The organism is Tabrizicola sp. (assembly GCF_036781545.1).
Lineage (GTDB): Bacteria > Pseudomonadota > Alphaproteobacteria > Rhodobacterales > Rhodobacteraceae > Tabrizicola.
The window spans coordinates 1-13,979 of record NZ_DAIQAT010000092.1; the positions used below are offsets into that span (position 1 = coordinate 1).

The following is a 13,979-nucleotide window of genomic DNA, read 5'->3' on the forward strand; positions in this document are numbered from 1 at the left end:
GTCTCGTCGGTGAAATGGCGGATCGCGGTCCAGGGCACGCCCTCGGCGCCCATATGGGTGAAGGTCTCGGTCCGGCGGTCCATCCATTGCGCCATGAAGTGACAGCCGATCCCCGCCATCGCGGTCGAGCCTTCGGGCACGCGGGTCGAGGTGTTGTGCGGGCAGCCGGGGCAATAATGCGGCAGGCGCAGCACCGGCGGCACATGCGACGCGGCGCGGGCTTCGGCGGCGTGCAGATGCTCGGCGCGGGTGCGCAGGCGGTCGGCGAGGCCTTCGGGCAGGTCCAGGTGCATCAGCCGCTCGGCGATGGCCCCAGCGACGGTCGCCACGGTCAGCCCGGCGGAGAGGCTTAGGAAGGGGCGGTCCTCGGCATCGAACTTGCCGACGATCCGTGGCCGCACATCGGCGCGCCAGTTGAAAAGCTGCTCCTTGATCTGGTTCTCGATGATCTCGCGGCGTTCCTCGACGATCAGCACCTCCTCCAGCCCTTCGGAGAAATGCCGGATCCCCTCGGGCTCCAGCGGCCAGGGCATCCGCACCTTGTAGAGCCTGATCCCGATGGCTGCCTGTTCCTGTGGGCCAAGGCCCAGCTCGGCCAAAGCCTGCCGCACATCCTCATAGGCCTTGCCCGACGCCACGATGCCGAAACGGTCGTGCGGGTGGCTGGCGACCAGCCGGTCCACCCCGTTGGCGCGGGCGAAGGCGATGGCGGCATAGCCCTTGTGCTCCTGCAACCGGGCATCCTGCACCAGCGGCGGATCGGGCCAGCGCAAGGACAGCCCGCCAGGGGGCAGCTGGAAATCGGGGGGCGGGATGAACTGCCGCGCCTCCTGCCCAAGATCGACGACCGAGGAAATCTCCACCGTCTCGGAGATCACCTTGAAGCCCACCCAGCAGCCGGAGAAGCGCGACATGGCGATGCCCAGAAGCCCCATCTCCAGGAATTCATGCACCGAGGAGGGGTAGAGCATCGGCATCAGCGCCGAGATGAAGGCGTGGTCCGACTGATGCGGAATGGAACTGGACTTGCAGGTGTGGTCGTCGCCCGCAATCGCCAGCACGCCCCCCAGAGCCGCCGACCCCGCCGCGTTCGCGTGCTTGAACACGTCGCCGCAGCGATCCACCCCCGGCCCCTTGCCGTACCACAGGCCGACGACCCCGTCCTTCCGCGCGCCGGGGGAAAGCTGCACCTGCTGGCTGCCCCAGACGGCAGTGGCGGCAAGGTCCTCGTTCAGGCCGGGCTGGAACACCACACCGTGCCGGTCGAGATGCTTGCGGGCCTTCACCAACTGCTGGTCGTAGCCCCCAAGCGGCGAGCCGCGGTAGCCCGAGATGAAGCAGCCGGTGTTCAGCCCCGCCGCGCGGTCGCAACGCATCTGGGTCATCGGCAGGCGGACCAGCGCCTGCGTGCCGGTCAGATACACCGACCCGCTTTCCGCCGTGTATTTGTCGTCCAGCGTGATGGCCATGCCTGCTGCGCCTGTGATCCCCACAACGTTGCATCGTCAGCCTAGGACAGGTCGGCGGAAACAGGGTCGCCAATGCCCGCCGGATTGCCCGCCTGTCAGGAACAGTGTATCACAAATCGCAAGAATCTCGGTAACATGTTGCTGTGGAAGATGCTGCACCGCAAAATCATCGCGGAGGAGTCACATGGAGCTTGACGAACCCGACCGGCGCATCCTGCGCGCTCTTCAGGACCGGCCCGACCTGACCCTGCGCGAATTGGGCGAGGTGGCGGGCCTCAGCCATTCGCCCTGCTGGCGGCGGTTGCAGCGCTTGCAAGAGACGGGTGCGATCAGCCCGAAGCGCTTCGTCGTCGACCCCGAGGCTGTGGGGTTCGAGATCCTCGTCCTCTGCTTCGTCAAGATTTCGCACCACCAGCGCGACCGGCTGCGCGCCTTCGAGGAGGCGGTGGCGAAAGTGCCGGAGGTGATGCAGTGCTATTCCCTCAGCGGGGAATACGACTACGTTCTGCAGGTCATCGCCACCAGCGTCCGCCACTACGAGGCGACGGTGAAGAACGCCATCGTGGAACTGCCGAATGTCCAGTCGATCAACACCAGCTTCACGCTGAAACGGGTCAAGCACAGCCTGAACGTGCCGGTCTGAACGGTTCCGGCCTGATCAGTCGGGGTCCAGCCCGCCCAGGAGACGCTTCAGCAGGCGGAATTCGTCGGCGCGGGCCAGTTCCAGCGCGACCCCCTCGCTTGGAACGGCACCGGGGTCTTCCTGCCCGTCGCGATAGATCGAGCGGTCCTCCAGCCAGTCCATCAGCTCGGCCTGGTGGCTCTCGCGCAGCGACCGCATCAGCTCCACCAGCAGGCGCCGGTGGGCGAGAAGCCGCCCTTCCAGCGACAGGGCGAAAGTGGGAACGGGCGGAAGTGGCGTCTGTTGAGGCATCGTGCTTTCCATGATCTTTGCAGGGCAACGCCGGACGGAGGCAGCTGTTCCATGATACCGGACTTCGACCAGGAGATCACCGCACTTGCGCGCGACCTGATCGGGTCGCGGCTTCTGGTGCGCGGCGTGGGCGGCACGGTGCTGGAGACCGAGGCCTATGGCCGCGACGACCCCGCCTCGCACAGCTTCCGCGGGCCGACGGCGCGGAATGCGGCGATGTTCGGGCCGCCGGGCACGGCCTATGTCTACCTGTCCTACGGCTGCCACCTGTGCCTGAACGTGGTCGGCAGGCCGGGAGAGGCGGTTCTGATCCGGGCGATACGGCCCGAGATCGGCATCGAGGCGATGCGGGACAGGCGTGGAGCCGGTGCTGCCCTGGCGGCGGGGCCGGGACGGCTGGGTCAGGCGCTGGGGGTTTCGCTTGCCGACAGCGGCAGGCGGTTCGGCGCGGAAGGGCTGGTGCTGGAGCGTGGTGGGCCGGTCTCGGGCCTGCTGGTCGGCCCGCGGATCGGAATCACCCGGGCCGCCGACCGGCCCTGGCGCTTCGGCATGGCGGGGGTGCCGGGATTGAGCCGGGCCTTTCCGATCGGGACCGGGGACTGATCTTCGGAACAATCCGGCGCGCTGGCGGGTTGCCTGTTCCCAAGCCGACCGGAGACAGCAATGCCGAACGCCCCCGAACCCGCCGCGCGGAAACGCACGCCGCCCCTCGACCGCCGGAATGCCCAGGATGACCACGAAGGATCGCCGCATCGGCCGGAGGAGTTTGACCAGGTGAACCCGGCGAAGCAGGTCCCGGTACGCAAACGGTCGGACGATCCGAAGAAGGAGGACTGACGATGCCGGCGAAATCAAAAGCGCAGCAGAAGGCGGCGGGCGCGGCCCTGTCCGCAAAGCGCGGCGAGACCAGCGAGAAGAAGCTCTACGGCGCCTCGAAGGACATGGCGAAGTCGATGTCCGAGAAGGAGCTGGAAGAGCTGGCCAGCACCAAGCGCAAGAAGCTGCCCGAGCGGAAGGATTAGCGGTCGGACAGCGCCAGCACGGCCACGTTGAAGGCGCCGATCAGGCGCGGCAGCAGATGTCCCTTTTGCGCGCAACGACGGACGGTGGGTCCGGTCGTTCCCGGGAACATCTGCGCGATCCGGTGGTTGACGCTGTGATCAGCCGGAACGGTCCGGCTGCAACGCGATACGGAAGGACATGCCATGGACCACAGCACGCACACGCGGCTCAGCGCCGCCGAACAGACGGAATCGAACCTGGTCGGCGCGCCGATCTATGGGGCGGATGACGAGAAGGTCGGCACCATCTCGCACCTGCATGCCGATGGCGGCACCCCGCAGGCGGTGATCGATGTCGGCGGATTCCTGGGAATCGGGTCGAAGCCGGTGCTGGTCGCGCTGGGCGAGTTGAACATGATGCGCGACGAGAACGGCAACATCCACGGCGTGACCTCCTGGACCAAGGACCAGCTGAAATCGCTGCCCGAACACCACCACTGACGCCCTTGGGCCGCGCCCAAGGCGCGGCCTGCACCTGCGCCGCAAGAAGGCGGCGCCTGCCAGCGGGAGGACCACAGATGGAAATGCTTCTCACGGGGCGCCCCGGCGAAGGCCCGGACATGCCCTCGCCCGAACCCGAACTGCCGGTGCCCGGCGATCCGGTCGAACCGGACGTCTATCCCGATCCTATGCCCGACCCGCAGCCGGTTCCGCCACAGGACCCGCAGCAACCGCCGCCGGGCAAGATCACCCCGCCGGTCCACGGCCGGGCCTGATTTTCAGGAGCGATCCTTCGGCGCCTTGCGCTTAGCCGCAAGCGCCGCTTCCAGTTTTCCCGCAAGCTCGACGATCTTTGCCGGCACGGGCTCGGCCTTCACCTCGTCCAGGAGACGCCCGGTGAAGGTCGCGTCCTCTCTGGTCTTTGGCCCGGGTTCCGAATCCTGCGACATGGTTTCCTCGAAGCGGCGCTGCGCATGGCTCAAGTCTGTATTACCTAGACCGGGTCCCGCAAAGTAAAGTCGTTTTGCAGCCCCCATCGGCGGAAAGCGGCGTGCCCGGTTGCAACAGTTGCGGTTCGGCCCCACATCGCAAAAGGTCTACAGCGCCTGATGGGAACCGACCAGAGACAATCCGCGTTGCGTATCGTCATTTCCCATAATGTTTGCGACAATAATGTTCCGGTTCCATGCCGAGTTCCGCTTGTCCTGCGGATGTGGGTGCGAAATCGACTTGCCGAAGACTCTTCCAAAAGTTGCGCTTTTGACCTCTCTCACCAAGGATTGATGATGCACAGTCTCCACGGAAAGCGGGTTCTGGTGGTCGAGGACAACTTCCTCGCCGCGCTCGGGATCGTCGATGCGCTTGAGGCGGCAAATGCCGTGGTCGTCGGGCCATTCAGTACGCTGGGCGAGGCCGGGATGCAGCTTGCGCACAGCGATCTGGCGGTGCTGGACGTCGATATCCGCGGCCGGGACACCTTCGAACTGGCCGACCGGCTGACAGTGCTGGACGTCCCCTACGTCTTCTTCACCGGCTACGACCGCGCGCTGCTGCCCGTGCGCTTTGCCCATATCGAGGTGATCACCAAACTGCTCTCGCCCGAGGTCGCGGTGCGGTATCTGGAGATCGCCGCGCGTGAGATCCGCCCTTCCAGCGTCCTGGATCTGGTCCCGATGCTGCGCCTGCGGGCGCGGACCGTCCTGGCCGACCCGCTTGCTGCCGACCGGCTGGTCGAACGCACGCTGCACCTGGCGCTGGAGGAAGCAGGCCAGCTTCCCGCCGGGGGGGAGCTTCGGCCCTGGCTCCTGCGGCTGATGGATCGCGCCCTGCAGGCTGGGGCCGCACAGTTCCTGAACTGATCCTTCAGGGAACAAAGCCCCGCTCTTCCGGTTCGGTGGTCTGGCGACTTCACCACGGAAAGGACGAATCATGAAACACGTCATGCTTGCCGTGCCGGCCACCCTCCTGCTCGCGGCGGCGGCGTTCGCCCAGACGGATACGACGACCGGCACCGACACGACAACCGGCGCGACGACGGGTGCTGGCACCAGCGGCGAGAAGTTCGGGACCAACTGGCCCTTGTCGGTGGGGACCACCTTCTTCACCGATGCCGACTCGACGGCATTGCGCCCGACGGAGGAGGTCACGAAAGGCTGGCAATCGCTGAGCCCGGAAGACCAGACCATGATCAAGACCGATTGCGAGGCATTCATGGCTGTGCACGGCAGCGCGGGGGGCACCGCCACGACGGGCACGGCAACCGACCCTGCCACCGGCGGAACGGCGGCCACGGACATGTCCGCCACCGGAACCGTATCCAGCGACGCGGGCACGGCTGGCACCGACGCGGCGACCAGCGCTCCGGCGGGCTATGACATGGCCGAGATGAAGGCGATCTGCGGGGCGGTCGGCGCCCTCTGACCCTGAGCCCGCGACGGCTTTTGCCTTGTTGCGGGACCAGCGGCAGGTCGACGTCCCTTCGCCTGCCGGGCCGGTGGCTGCACGCATCCTGCGGCGCAGCCACCGGCTTTTTCATGCCCGGGCGGCGCCCCCCAATCCGGCGCGACACCACGAAACGGGCTGGAACAAACCTCCGGTGCACCGGTTTGACAGGAAGCCTCGATGGAAAGGCCGGATCACGCCGGTGCAGTCCGAGAGGCAAGCAACTGGAGAGAACCATGGCACAGAGATACGAAGACGACGACCAGCGCTGGGGCGCGTCGCGTGGCGATGACCGGTCAATGCAGGGCGGCTCGCGGGGCCGCAGCGCATCGTCCGGCCGCGGCTGGTCCGAGGATGATCGCGGCGGCCGGTCCGGCTCGTTCCGCCGGTCGGAAGATGATGACTACGGCTCGTCGCGCGGCGACTGGTCGGAAGGGGGCGGACGTGGCAGCTATGGCGGGCGCGGCCAGTCCGGGTTTGGCGAAAGCGGCCGCGGCTATGGCGATGCCGGCGGCGGGATGTATTCCGGCCAGGGCTATTACGGCGACCAGCAGGGCTATGGCCGGCAGGGTTATGGCCAAGGCGGCTACGAAGACTACCACTCCGGCTACGGGCAGGGTGGCCAAGGCCAGTCGGGCTATGGGCAGGGCGGCTTCGGCCAGCGCGGCCAGGGGCAGTTCGGCTATGGCCAGTCCGGTTACGGGCAGTCCGGTTACGGGCAATCGGGCCAGGGCTATGGGCAATCAGGCTACGGCCAGTCGGGCCAGGGCTTCGGCCAGCAGCAGGGTCGCGGGCAGGACCACCACTACCACGATTGGCGCGACCGGCAGATGCAGTCCTACGACGAAGACTTCAAGGCCTTCAACGACGAGCGCCAGAAGAAGTTCGACAGCGAGTTCGAGGACTGGCGCAAGACCCGCAGCTCGGGACAGAGCGGATCCGGTATCGGTGGCAGCACCAGCGGCATGAGCAGCCGGGAAACCGGATCGCGCGACGAAAGCTCGGCGTCCAAGAAGAGCTGAGCTCACGACCCATGGCACCGGTCGGCCACTCCCCCGACCGGTGTCCCTTTCCTGAAACCCGGACCGGCGGGGCGGACGTTCCGTCCCCGGTCCAGCAACGCGGCGGCTTCGCCGCGGCATCAGCAATGGAGATCAGACATGGACAGGAACTCGAATTACCGCGAGCGCGACGAATATGGTCGCTTCACCAGCGATGACGACCGGGGTGGCCGGTCATCGGGCGGCCGCTCGTATGGGCGCCATGACGACGACCACCGCGGCTTTGGCGGCCGCAGCGAACCCGAACGCGACAGCCGGGGCCGTTTCATGAGCGATGATGACGACCGCGGCGGCCGGTCGCGGTCTTCCTCGCGCTATGGCGATGACGACCGGTACAGCGGCGGAAGTCGCGGCGGCAGCAACGAACGCGAGCGTGACCAGTACGGCCGGTTCATGAGCGACGATGATCGCGGCGGGGACCGCGGCGGGCGCTTCTCGGGGGGCCGCTCCTCCTCGCGCTATGACGACGATGACCGCCGCTCGGGCGAAGGGCGCGGCTGGTACGGCGATTCGCAAGGCCACGCCGAGGCTGCGCGCCGGGGCTGGGAACACCGCGACGACGACCGGGGTCATTCGTCGGGCCGCTCCTCCTCACGCTATGACGACGACGACCGGCGCAGCACCTCGTATTCCTCCGGTTACGGGAATGATCGCGACCGCGACCAGTATGGCCGGTTCACCAGCGACGATGATCGCGGCGGTCGGTCTTCCGCGCGCTACGACGACGACCGGGGCGGCTATCGCTCCTCCTCGCGCGGCGGCGACGACCGGGGCCATGGCGGCTGGTTCGGCGATCCCGAAGGCCATTCCGAGGCCGCGCGCCGCGGCTGGCGCAACCGCTAGGCCCTAATGCCCGCGGCCCCGGCAGTTCGCGCTGCCGGGGCCGAATTCATGCGCAGTCCCAGCCAGGAGGAGCCCGGAATGAAGATCGACACCCAGCTGCAGAACGGAACCGATGGCGGTCCCGCCGAAGTGCACCAGACGGTCGCGACCGGCGCCGAGGCCCTGACGACCTCGCAAGGCGTGGTGATCTCGGATAACCAGAACAGCCTGACGGCGGGCGAACGCGGCCCGACGCTGCTGGAAGACTTCGTCCTGCGCGACAAGATTTTCCACTTCGACCACGAGCGCATCCCCGAGCGCGTGGTCCATGCCCGGGGCTACGGGGCGCATGGCACCTTCGAATGCACCCGCGACCTGTCGGCCATCACCCGCGCCGCGCCGTTCCAGAAGGTCGGCAGGCTGACCGAGACCTTCGTGCGCTTTTCCACCGTTGCGGGCAACAAGGGGTCGGCAGACCTCGCGCGCGATGTCCGGGGCTTCGCGGTCAAATTCTACACCGACGAGGGCAACTGGGACCTCGTCGGCAACAACATCCCGGTCTTCTTCATCCAGGACGCGATGAAGTTTCCCGACCTGGTCCATGCGGTGAAGGATGAACCCGACCGGGGTTTCCCGCAGGCCGCTTCGGCGCATGACACCTTCTGGGACTTCATCTCGCTGACGCCGGAAGCCATGCACATGGTCATGTGGCAGATGTCCGACCGGACGATCCCCCGCTCCTTCCGCACGATGGAAGGCTTCGGGGTGCATACCTTCCGGCTGGTCGATGCCGAAGGCGAGGCACGTTTCGTCAAGTTCCACTGGAAGCCGCGGCAGGGGCTGCAGTCGGTGCTGTGGGACGAGGCGGTAAAGCTCAACGGCGCCGATCCCGACCACCACCGCCGCGACCTCTGGGACGCGCTGACGACGGGCGACCATCCGCAATGGGACCTCTGCCTGCAGGTCTTCGACCAGGCCTTTGCCGACGACTTCGACTTCGACGTGCTGGACCCGACCAAGATCATCCCCGAAGAGCTGCTGCCTGCCGAGCCGGTGGGCGTGCTGACGCTGGACCGCGCGGTGGACAATTTCTTCGAGTTCACCGAACAGGTCGCCTTCTGCACCCAGAACGTGATCCCCGGCATCGACTTCACCGAGGATCCGCTCTTGCAGGGGCGGAACTTCTCCTACCTCGACACCCAGCTGAAGCGGCTGGGCAGCACCAATTTCACCCAGCTGGAGGTGAACAGGCCCCGGGGCTGCCCGGTGCACAACTTCCAGCAGGATGGCCATATGCGGAAGGGCAACCGCCGGGGCCGGGTGATGTATGAACCCAACGGGTTCGAGGAAGGCCCGCGCGAGGACCCGCTGAAGGGCTATGTCAGCTTCCGCGCGCCGGTCGAGGGGGTGCGGCCCCGGCTCCGGCCCGAAAGCTTTGCCGACCACTACAGCCAGGCGCGGCAGTTCTACATCAGCCAGACCCCGGTGGAGCAGGCGCATATCCGCGATGCGCTGGTCTTCGAGCTGGGCAAATGCGAGCTGGCCCGCATCCGCCGGGCCATGGTGGGGCATCTGCGGAACATCGACGAAGAGCTGGCCTCGGGCGTCGCCAGCGGACTGGGCCTGGCCGAGCTTCCTCCACCCGCCACTGCGGCCCGGCCCACCCGCCAGGACCTGCCGCCTTCGCCCGCGCTCAGCATCCTGAAGAACGGGCCCGACAGCTTTGCCGGCCGGGTGATGGGGGTGCTGATCAGCAACGGCCATGACGGAACGTTGCTCGACCGGCTGACCGGCGCGGTCGAGGAGGCGGGCGGCAAGGTGAAGCTGATCGCCCCCCGTGTCGGCGGCGCGCTGGACGACCGCGGCGGCCTGCGCGAGGCGCAGTTCAGCGTCGCCGGCGGACCCTCGGTGCTGTTCGACGCCGTGGCGATCCTTCTGGGGCCGGACGACGAGGCGATGGTCACGGCAATGCCGCAGGCGCAAGCCTTCCTGCGCGACGCCTTCGCCCATGGCAAGGTCATCGGCCATGCGCTGGCGGGCAAGCTGTTCGAGACGGCGGGGCTGGCGGGCAAAGAGGACGAGGGCTGCTTCGATCTGGGACTGGTCGACGACGGCGACACCATGGCGGGGTTCCTTGGCGCCTGCGCCGGTCTGCGGCACTGGGCGCGCGAGGGGCTGTCCTGACCCTCAGTCGCGCGGCTGGGCCAGAAGCCAGTCCCGCACCTGCAATGCCGCCTTCGACAGGGTGGCGTCGCGGGGCCAGATCACATGGAACTGCAAACCGGTGGTCAGCGCATGGTCGGACAGCCGCACCAGCACGCCCTGTCTTACCAGCCCTTCCACCAGATGCTGCCACCCCAGCGCGATTCCCTGCCCCGCGATCACCGACTGCACCACCAGCACATAGTCGTTGATCTGCAAGCCCTTCGGCACCTGCCGCCCGCCCACCCCGGCCGAGGCGAACCAGTCGCGCCATGTCGCGGCCGAGCGGTGCGGCTCCTCCAGATGGATCAGCGGATGGTCCAGAAGGTCCGCCGCCAGCCGCGGACGCTCGCGCCCCGCCAGATAGGCCGCCCCGCAGACCGGGTAGATCTCTTCCGCCGCCAGGGGCGCCGCCTGATACTGCGGCCAGTCCGCAGGATCGCCGCCCCGGATCCCCAGCGGAATCCCTTCGCCCAGAAGGTCGAGGTCGCGGTCGGCGGTCTGGATGCGCAGGTCGATCTGCGGCAGGTCGGCCCGAAGCTGCGCCATGCGCGGCACCATCCAGAACGCCGCGAAAGCGGTGGAGCAGGACAGTGTCACATGCCCGCCCGCGGCCACCGCCCGCAGGTCCTGCGCCGATCGCTGGATATGCTGAAGCCCGATCGCCACATCGGCATGAAACCGCGCGCCCGCCTCGCTGAGCCGCACCCGGCGGTGTTCGCGCAGGAAAAGCGCCGCGCCCAGGTGCTCCTCCAGCCGCTGCACCGCATAGGACACCGCCGCCTGCGTCATCCGCAACTCGCGCGCGGCGCCGGTGAAACTGCCAAGCCGCCCCGCCGCCTCGAACACGACAAGGCTGTTGATCGACGGAAGCAGGCTGCGCAGGGTTTCCATAAAGAAAGCTTATCAAGTCCATGAAACTTTTCCAGCGTCACAACTACGGGCAACAGGCTTACCCTGACGACGGCTTATCGAAAGGCGGAACCATGGCGGACGGCGATCTTCCCGAACCGAAACGGATGCGTGGCGGGCGGCAGAAGCTGCGCGATGCCCGCGTCGGCGTCGAGGCAGGCATCCACCGCCCCTATATCACCCGCGGCATCCCGACCTATGACATCCTGTCCGAGGAAAGCCTGCTCGCCATCGAGAAAACCGCCGACCGCCTGCTTGCCGAGATCGGCATCGAGCTGCGCGACGACCATCCGACGATGCTGCTCTACAAGGGGGCCGGGGCCGAGGTGACGCCGCAGACCGAAGGCGTCTGGCGGGTGAAATTCCCGCCCGGAATGCTGCGCGAGATTCTGAAGACCGCTCCGCCCGTCTTTACCCAGCACGCCCGTAACCCCGCGAACAACGTGCAGATCGGCGGCAACAACGTCGTCTTTGCGCCCTCCTACGGCAGCCCTTTCGTGATGGACCTCGACAAGGGTCGCCGCTACGGCACCATCGAGGATTTCGGCAATTTCGTGAAGCTGGCGCAATCCTCGCCCTGGCTGCACCATTCCGGCGGCACGGTCTGCGAACCCACCGACGTGCCGGTGAACAAGCGCCACCTGGACATGGTCTACAGCCATATCCGCTATTCCGACCGCGCCTTCCTCGGCTCGATCACCGCGGCCGATCGGGCGGCGGACAGCGTGGAAATGGCGCGCATCCTGTTCGGTGCCGAGTTCACCGACCGGAACTGCGTGGTGATGGGCAACTTCAACACCACCTCGCCCATGGTGATCGACGGGGTCACGGCGGCGGGCATCCGCACCTATGCCGCCGCCAACCAGGGATCTATCCATCTGCCCTTCCTTCTGGGCGGCGCCGTCGCGCCCCTGACCATCGCCGGGATGGTGGCGCAGGGCCTCGCGGAAAGCATGGCCTCCTGCGCCATCGCGCAGCTGACCCGGCCCGGGGCGCCGACGATCCTGGCCTCGTTCTTCTCCTCCATGTCGCTCAGGACCGGCTCGCCCACCTTCGGCACGCCGGAACCGGCCATCGGCTCGCTGGCAATGGGGCAGCTGGCCCGCCGCCTGAAGATGCCGCTGCGCTGCGCGGGGAACTTCTCCACCTCCAAGCTGCCGGACGGGCAGGCCATGCAGCAAAGCATGATGTCGATGATGTCCGCGGTGCAGGGCGGGGCGAACTATGTGCTGCACTCCGCCGGGTTCCTGGACGGGCTTCTGTCGATGTCCTACGAAAAGCTGGTCATGGACACCGACATGTGCGGCGCGCTGCATGCCTATCTCGACGGGATGGCGGTGAACGAGGACACGCTGGCTTTCGAGGCGCTGAACGAACTTGGGCCGGGCCAGCACCTGTTTTCCACCCAGCACACCCTGCGGCATTACGAGACCGCCTATTGGGATTCGGCGCTGGACGACAACCAGCCGTGGGAGACTTGGGATGAACAGGGCGGCATCGACTATGCCCAACGCGCCAACACCCGCTGGAAGAAGATCCTGCGCGACTACGAGGCCCCGGCGCTGGACCAGGCCACCGACGAGGCGCTGCTGGACTTCATGGCCCGGCGCAAGGAGTCGATGACCGATATGTGGTATTGACCGGCGGTTTGCTCTGACCTGACCGATTTGCCCGCAGGTCTGGAAACCTGTGCTTGGAATCGTCCCGGCTTGGTCTAAGCTGGCGGCACGCAGGCCCGTGCGGGACGATTTTCAGATGAATTGCAATACGCCTTTGCTCAACCGCCGGATTTTGCGGCTGCACGCAGAGAATGCGGGTTTTGTCGCCTCGCAACTGCGCCTGGGCCGTGACGGGCCGAACTTCCGCCTGGTCGAGATATTCGATCTGGAATCGCGGCTGGCCGGGCATCTCGACGCGCTGGTCATGGGGCGCGAGGCGGGGGTGGAACTGGCGCTGGAAAACCTCGCCATCGCGGCGGAATACGGCGAGGTCTTCACCGCCTTCCACCTGGCCCTGCACGCCCGCCCCGATCTGGCCCTGACCGCCATCGCCCCGCCCGAGGTGCTGCTCTGGGATCAGGTCGCCGCCCTCGGGGCTGCCGCCGCCTGGTGCGCGCCCGAACTGATGGCCCCGCGGATGCGCGACTGGATCGGGGGGCTCGACCCGATGGCCGCCTGGATCGCGCTGGAGGTCTGCGGGTCGCGGCGCGTGGACCCCAAGGGCCATCTGAAGCCGCTCCTCAGCCATCGCGACCCGCGTGTTGCCGCGCGCGCTATGCAGCTGGCCGCCGAACTCGGCCGCGCCGACCTTGTGCCCGACCTCGCCCGCCTCGCCGATGGCGGCGACCCCGCCCTGCGCTTCCGCGCCGCCTGGGCCGCCGCGCTGCTGGGCGACCGTCGCAGCGCGCCGACCATTTTGTCGACCCACATCACCCCCGTGACGCCCGCGCCCGAGGCCCGCATGGCGGCCGAGCTGCTGCCGCTGGTGCTGGACGACCGCGCCGCCCGGGCCACCATCGCGCGCCTCATGTCCGACCGGCTGACCGAGCGTTGGGGCATCTTGGCAACCGGGGCGCTGGGGGCGGCGGACACGCTGGACTGGCTCCTACGCCAGATGGCCGAGCCGGTCCTGTCGCGCATCGCCGGGGCCGCCTTCTGCCGCATCACCGGCGCCCGCCTCAGCGCCGAGTCGCTGGAGCTGGCCGAGTTTCCCGACGATCCCGACGACCCGGTGGTCGCCGCCTGCCCGCAGGAAAGCTTCATCGAGGCCAAGCTCTACTGGCCCGACCCCCAGAAGCTGGCGCACTGGCTGGCCCCGAACCGCTCCCGCTTCGTGGCCCAAACCCGCTACCTGCTGGGCGTCGCCGCCTGGACGATCCAGCCCCCCATCGAGGCTGTCGCGACCTACCAGCTCGACCAGCGCGCCGTGGCGCTGGAACTTGCCACCCGCGCGCCCGACACGCCCCTGCCCAACTGGCGCGGCGCGGTGGTGCCCCAGCCACGGGGCTTTACCCGCCGATGGTAGGGCTGGCGCGACAACGGGGGCGGGCATGAGGCTGGAGAACACCACGCCTTTCGCTTCCAATTTCACCCTCGCGCTGGACAAGCAGGGGCACGAGCAGATCGTGCTGGTGGTC

At 67.7% G+C, this 13,979-nt stretch carries 16 protein-coding genes and 1 pseudogene; 13 read left to right on the plus strand and 4 right to left on the minus strand.

Going from position 1 to position 13,979, the window contains the following annotated elements; translation table 11 throughout:
• Nucleotides 1-1,469, minus strand: a pseudogene (locus V7Q39_RS13570) (indolepyruvate ferredoxin oxidoreductase family protein); the annotation flags it as partial.
• 184 nt (nt 1,470-1,653) lie between these two features.
• On the opposite strand from V7Q39_RS13570, the gene V7Q39_RS13575 reads away from it, so the two are divergent.
• Nucleotides 1,654-2,112, plus strand: coding sequence for an Lrp/AsnC family transcriptional regulator (locus V7Q39_RS13575; protein WP_333817129.1), 459 nt, complete (start codon nt 1,654-1,656; stop codon nt 2,110-2,112).
• Nucleotides 2,113-2,127: 15 nt separating this feature from the next.
• Here V7Q39_RS13575 and V7Q39_RS13580 read toward each other — a convergent pair whose 3' ends face one another.
• Nucleotides 2,128-2,415 carry a hypothetical protein gene (locus V7Q39_RS13580; protein ID WP_333817130.1) on the minus strand — a complete coding sequence of 96 codons (288 nt, stop codon included), beginning with the start codon at nt 2,413-2,415 and terminating at the stop codon, nt 2,128-2,130.
• Between the two features lie 39 nt (nt 2,416-2,454).
• Here V7Q39_RS13580 and V7Q39_RS13585 point away from each other — a divergent pair, with 39 nt between their 5' ends.
• The 5 genes from V7Q39_RS13585 to V7Q39_RS13605 all read left to right on the plus strand — a co-directional run bounded on the left by V7Q39_RS13585 (nt 2,455) and on the right by V7Q39_RS13605 (nt 4,180).
• Entirely contained in the window at nt 2,455-3,006 is a 552-nt protein-coding gene (locus V7Q39_RS13585; RefSeq protein ID WP_333817132.1) for a DNA-3-methyladenine glycosylase, read from the plus strand.
• A 60-nt stretch (nt 3,007-3,066) separates the two neighbouring features.
• On the plus strand, nt 3,067-3,240 hold the full coding sequence (locus V7Q39_RS13590) for a hypothetical protein (protein ID WP_333817133.1): 174 nt from the start codon (nt 3,067-3,069) through the stop codon (nt 3,238-3,240).
• 2 nt (nt 3,241-3,242) lie between these two features.
• A complete protein-coding gene (locus V7Q39_RS13595; RefSeq protein ID WP_333817134.1) occupies nt 3,243-3,425 on the plus strand; it encodes a DUF3008 family protein in 183 nt (60 codons plus the stop codon).
• A gap of 183 nt (nt 3,426-3,608) precedes the next feature.
• Complete coding sequence (locus V7Q39_RS13600) at nt 3,609-3,905, plus strand: PRC-barrel domain-containing protein (RefSeq protein WP_333817135.1); 297 nt, start codon at nt 3,609-3,611, stop codon at nt 3,903-3,905.
• 77 nt (nt 3,906-3,982) lie between these two features.
• Nucleotides 3,983-4,180, plus strand: coding sequence for a hypothetical protein (locus V7Q39_RS13605; protein WP_333817136.1), 198 nt, complete (start codon nt 3,983-3,985; stop codon nt 4,178-4,180).
• Between the two features lie 3 nt (nt 4,181-4,183).
• Here the strand turns inward: V7Q39_RS13605 and V7Q39_RS13610 are convergent, their stop codons facing one another.
• On the minus strand, nt 4,184-4,387 hold the full coding sequence (locus V7Q39_RS13610; protein ID WP_333817137.1) for a hypothetical protein: 204 nt from the start codon (nt 4,385-4,387) through the stop codon (nt 4,184-4,186).
• Between the two features lie 303 nt (nt 4,388-4,690).
• Here V7Q39_RS13610 and V7Q39_RS13615 point away from each other — a divergent pair, with 303 nt between their 5' ends.
• From V7Q39_RS13615 to V7Q39_RS13635, 5 genes are all read left to right on the plus strand, one after another.
• Entirely contained in the window at nt 4,691-5,263 is a 573-nt protein-coding gene (locus V7Q39_RS13615; protein WP_333817138.1) for a hypothetical protein, read from the plus strand.
• Nucleotides 5,264-5,333: 70 nt separating this feature from the next.
• Nucleotides 5,334-5,825, plus strand: coding sequence for a hypothetical protein (locus tag V7Q39_RS13620; RefSeq protein WP_333817139.1), 492 nt, complete (start codon nt 5,334-5,336; stop codon nt 5,823-5,825).
• A gap of 257 nt (nt 5,826-6,082) precedes the next feature.
• Nucleotides 6,083-6,868: a hypothetical protein gene (locus tag V7Q39_RS13625; protein ID WP_333817140.1), complete on the plus strand. Its 786-nt coding sequence runs from the start codon at nt 6,083-6,085 to the stop codon at nt 6,866-6,868.
• A gap of 138 nt (nt 6,869-7,006) precedes the next feature.
• Nucleotides 7,007-7,750: a hypothetical protein gene (locus V7Q39_RS13630; protein ID WP_333817141.1), complete on the plus strand. Its 744-nt coding sequence runs from the start codon at nt 7,007-7,009 to the stop codon at nt 7,748-7,750.
• Nucleotides 7,751-7,828: 78 nt separating this feature from the next.
• A complete protein-coding gene (locus V7Q39_RS13635; RefSeq protein ID WP_333817142.1) occupies nt 7,829-9,913 on the plus strand; it encodes a catalase in 2,085 nt (694 codons plus the stop codon).
• 3 nt (nt 9,914-9,916) lie between these two features.
• Here the strand turns inward: V7Q39_RS13635 and V7Q39_RS13640 are convergent, their stop codons facing one another.
• Nucleotides 9,917-10,825, minus strand: coding sequence for a LysR substrate-binding domain-containing protein (locus tag V7Q39_RS13640; RefSeq protein ID WP_333817144.1), 909 nt, complete (start codon nt 10,823-10,825; stop codon nt 9,917-9,919).
• Between the two features lie 92 nt (nt 10,826-10,917).
• On the opposite strand from V7Q39_RS13640, the gene V7Q39_RS13645 reads away from it, so the two are divergent.
• Together V7Q39_RS13645 and V7Q39_RS13650 are read left to right on the plus strand one after the other, a co-directional pair.
• Nucleotides 10,918-12,483 carry a trimethylamine methyltransferase family protein gene (locus V7Q39_RS13645; RefSeq protein WP_333817145.1) on the plus strand — a complete coding sequence of 522 codons (1,566 nt, stop codon included), beginning with the start codon at nt 10,918-10,920 and terminating at the stop codon, nt 12,481-12,483.
• A 151-nt stretch (nt 12,484-12,634) separates the two neighbouring features.
• On the plus strand, nt 12,635-13,867 hold the full coding sequence (locus V7Q39_RS13650; protein WP_333817146.1) for a HEAT repeat domain-containing protein: 1,233 nt from the start codon (nt 12,635-12,637) through the stop codon (nt 13,865-13,867).
• Nucleotides 13,868-13,979 lie beyond the last annotated feature (112 nt).

Coding starts and splice junctions, on each gene's coding strand:
- V7Q39_RS13575 (WP_333817129.1), top strand. CDS start 1,654: ATGGAGCTTGACGAACCCGACCGGCGCATCCTGCGCGCTCTTCAGGAC.
- V7Q39_RS13580 (WP_333817130.1), bottom strand. CDS start 2,415: ATGGAAAGCACGATGCCTCAACAGACGCCACTTCCGCCCGTTCCCACT.
- V7Q39_RS13585 (WP_333817132.1), top strand. CDS start 2,455: ATGATACCGGACTTCGACCAGGAGATCACCGCACTTGCGCGCGACCTG.
- V7Q39_RS13590 (WP_333817133.1), top strand. CDS start 3,067: ATGCCGAACGCCCCCGAACCCGCCGCGCGGAAACGCACGCCGCCCCTC.
- V7Q39_RS13595 (WP_333817134.1), top strand. CDS start 3,243: ATGCCGGCGAAATCAAAAGCGCAGCAGAAGGCGGCGGGCGCGGCCCTG.
- V7Q39_RS13600 (WP_333817135.1), top strand. CDS start 3,609: ATGGACCACAGCACGCACACGCGGCTCAGCGCCGCCGAACAGACGGAA.
- V7Q39_RS13605 (WP_333817136.1), top strand. CDS start 3,983: ATGGAAATGCTTCTCACGGGGCGCCCCGGCGAAGGCCCGGACATGCCC.
- V7Q39_RS13615 (WP_333817138.1), top strand. CDS start 4,691: ATGCACAGTCTCCACGGAAAGCGGGTTCTGGTGGTCGAGGACAACTTC.
- V7Q39_RS13620 (WP_333817139.1), top strand. CDS start 5,334: ATGAAACACGTCATGCTTGCCGTGCCGGCCACCCTCCTGCTCGCGGCG.
- V7Q39_RS13625 (WP_333817140.1), top strand. CDS start 6,083: ATGGCACAGAGATACGAAGACGACGACCAGCGCTGGGGCGCGTCGCGT.
- V7Q39_RS13630 (WP_333817141.1), top strand. CDS start 7,007: ATGGACAGGAACTCGAATTACCGCGAGCGCGACGAATATGGTCGCTTC.
- V7Q39_RS13635 (WP_333817142.1), top strand. CDS start 7,829: ATGAAGATCGACACCCAGCTGCAGAACGGAACCGATGGCGGTCCCGCC.
- V7Q39_RS13640 (WP_333817144.1), bottom strand. CDS start 10,825: ATGGAAACCCTGCGCAGCCTGCTTCCGTCGATCAACAGCCTTGTCGTG.
- V7Q39_RS13645 (WP_333817145.1), top strand. CDS start 10,918: ATGGCGGACGGCGATCTTCCCGAACCGAAACGGATGCGTGGCGGGCGG.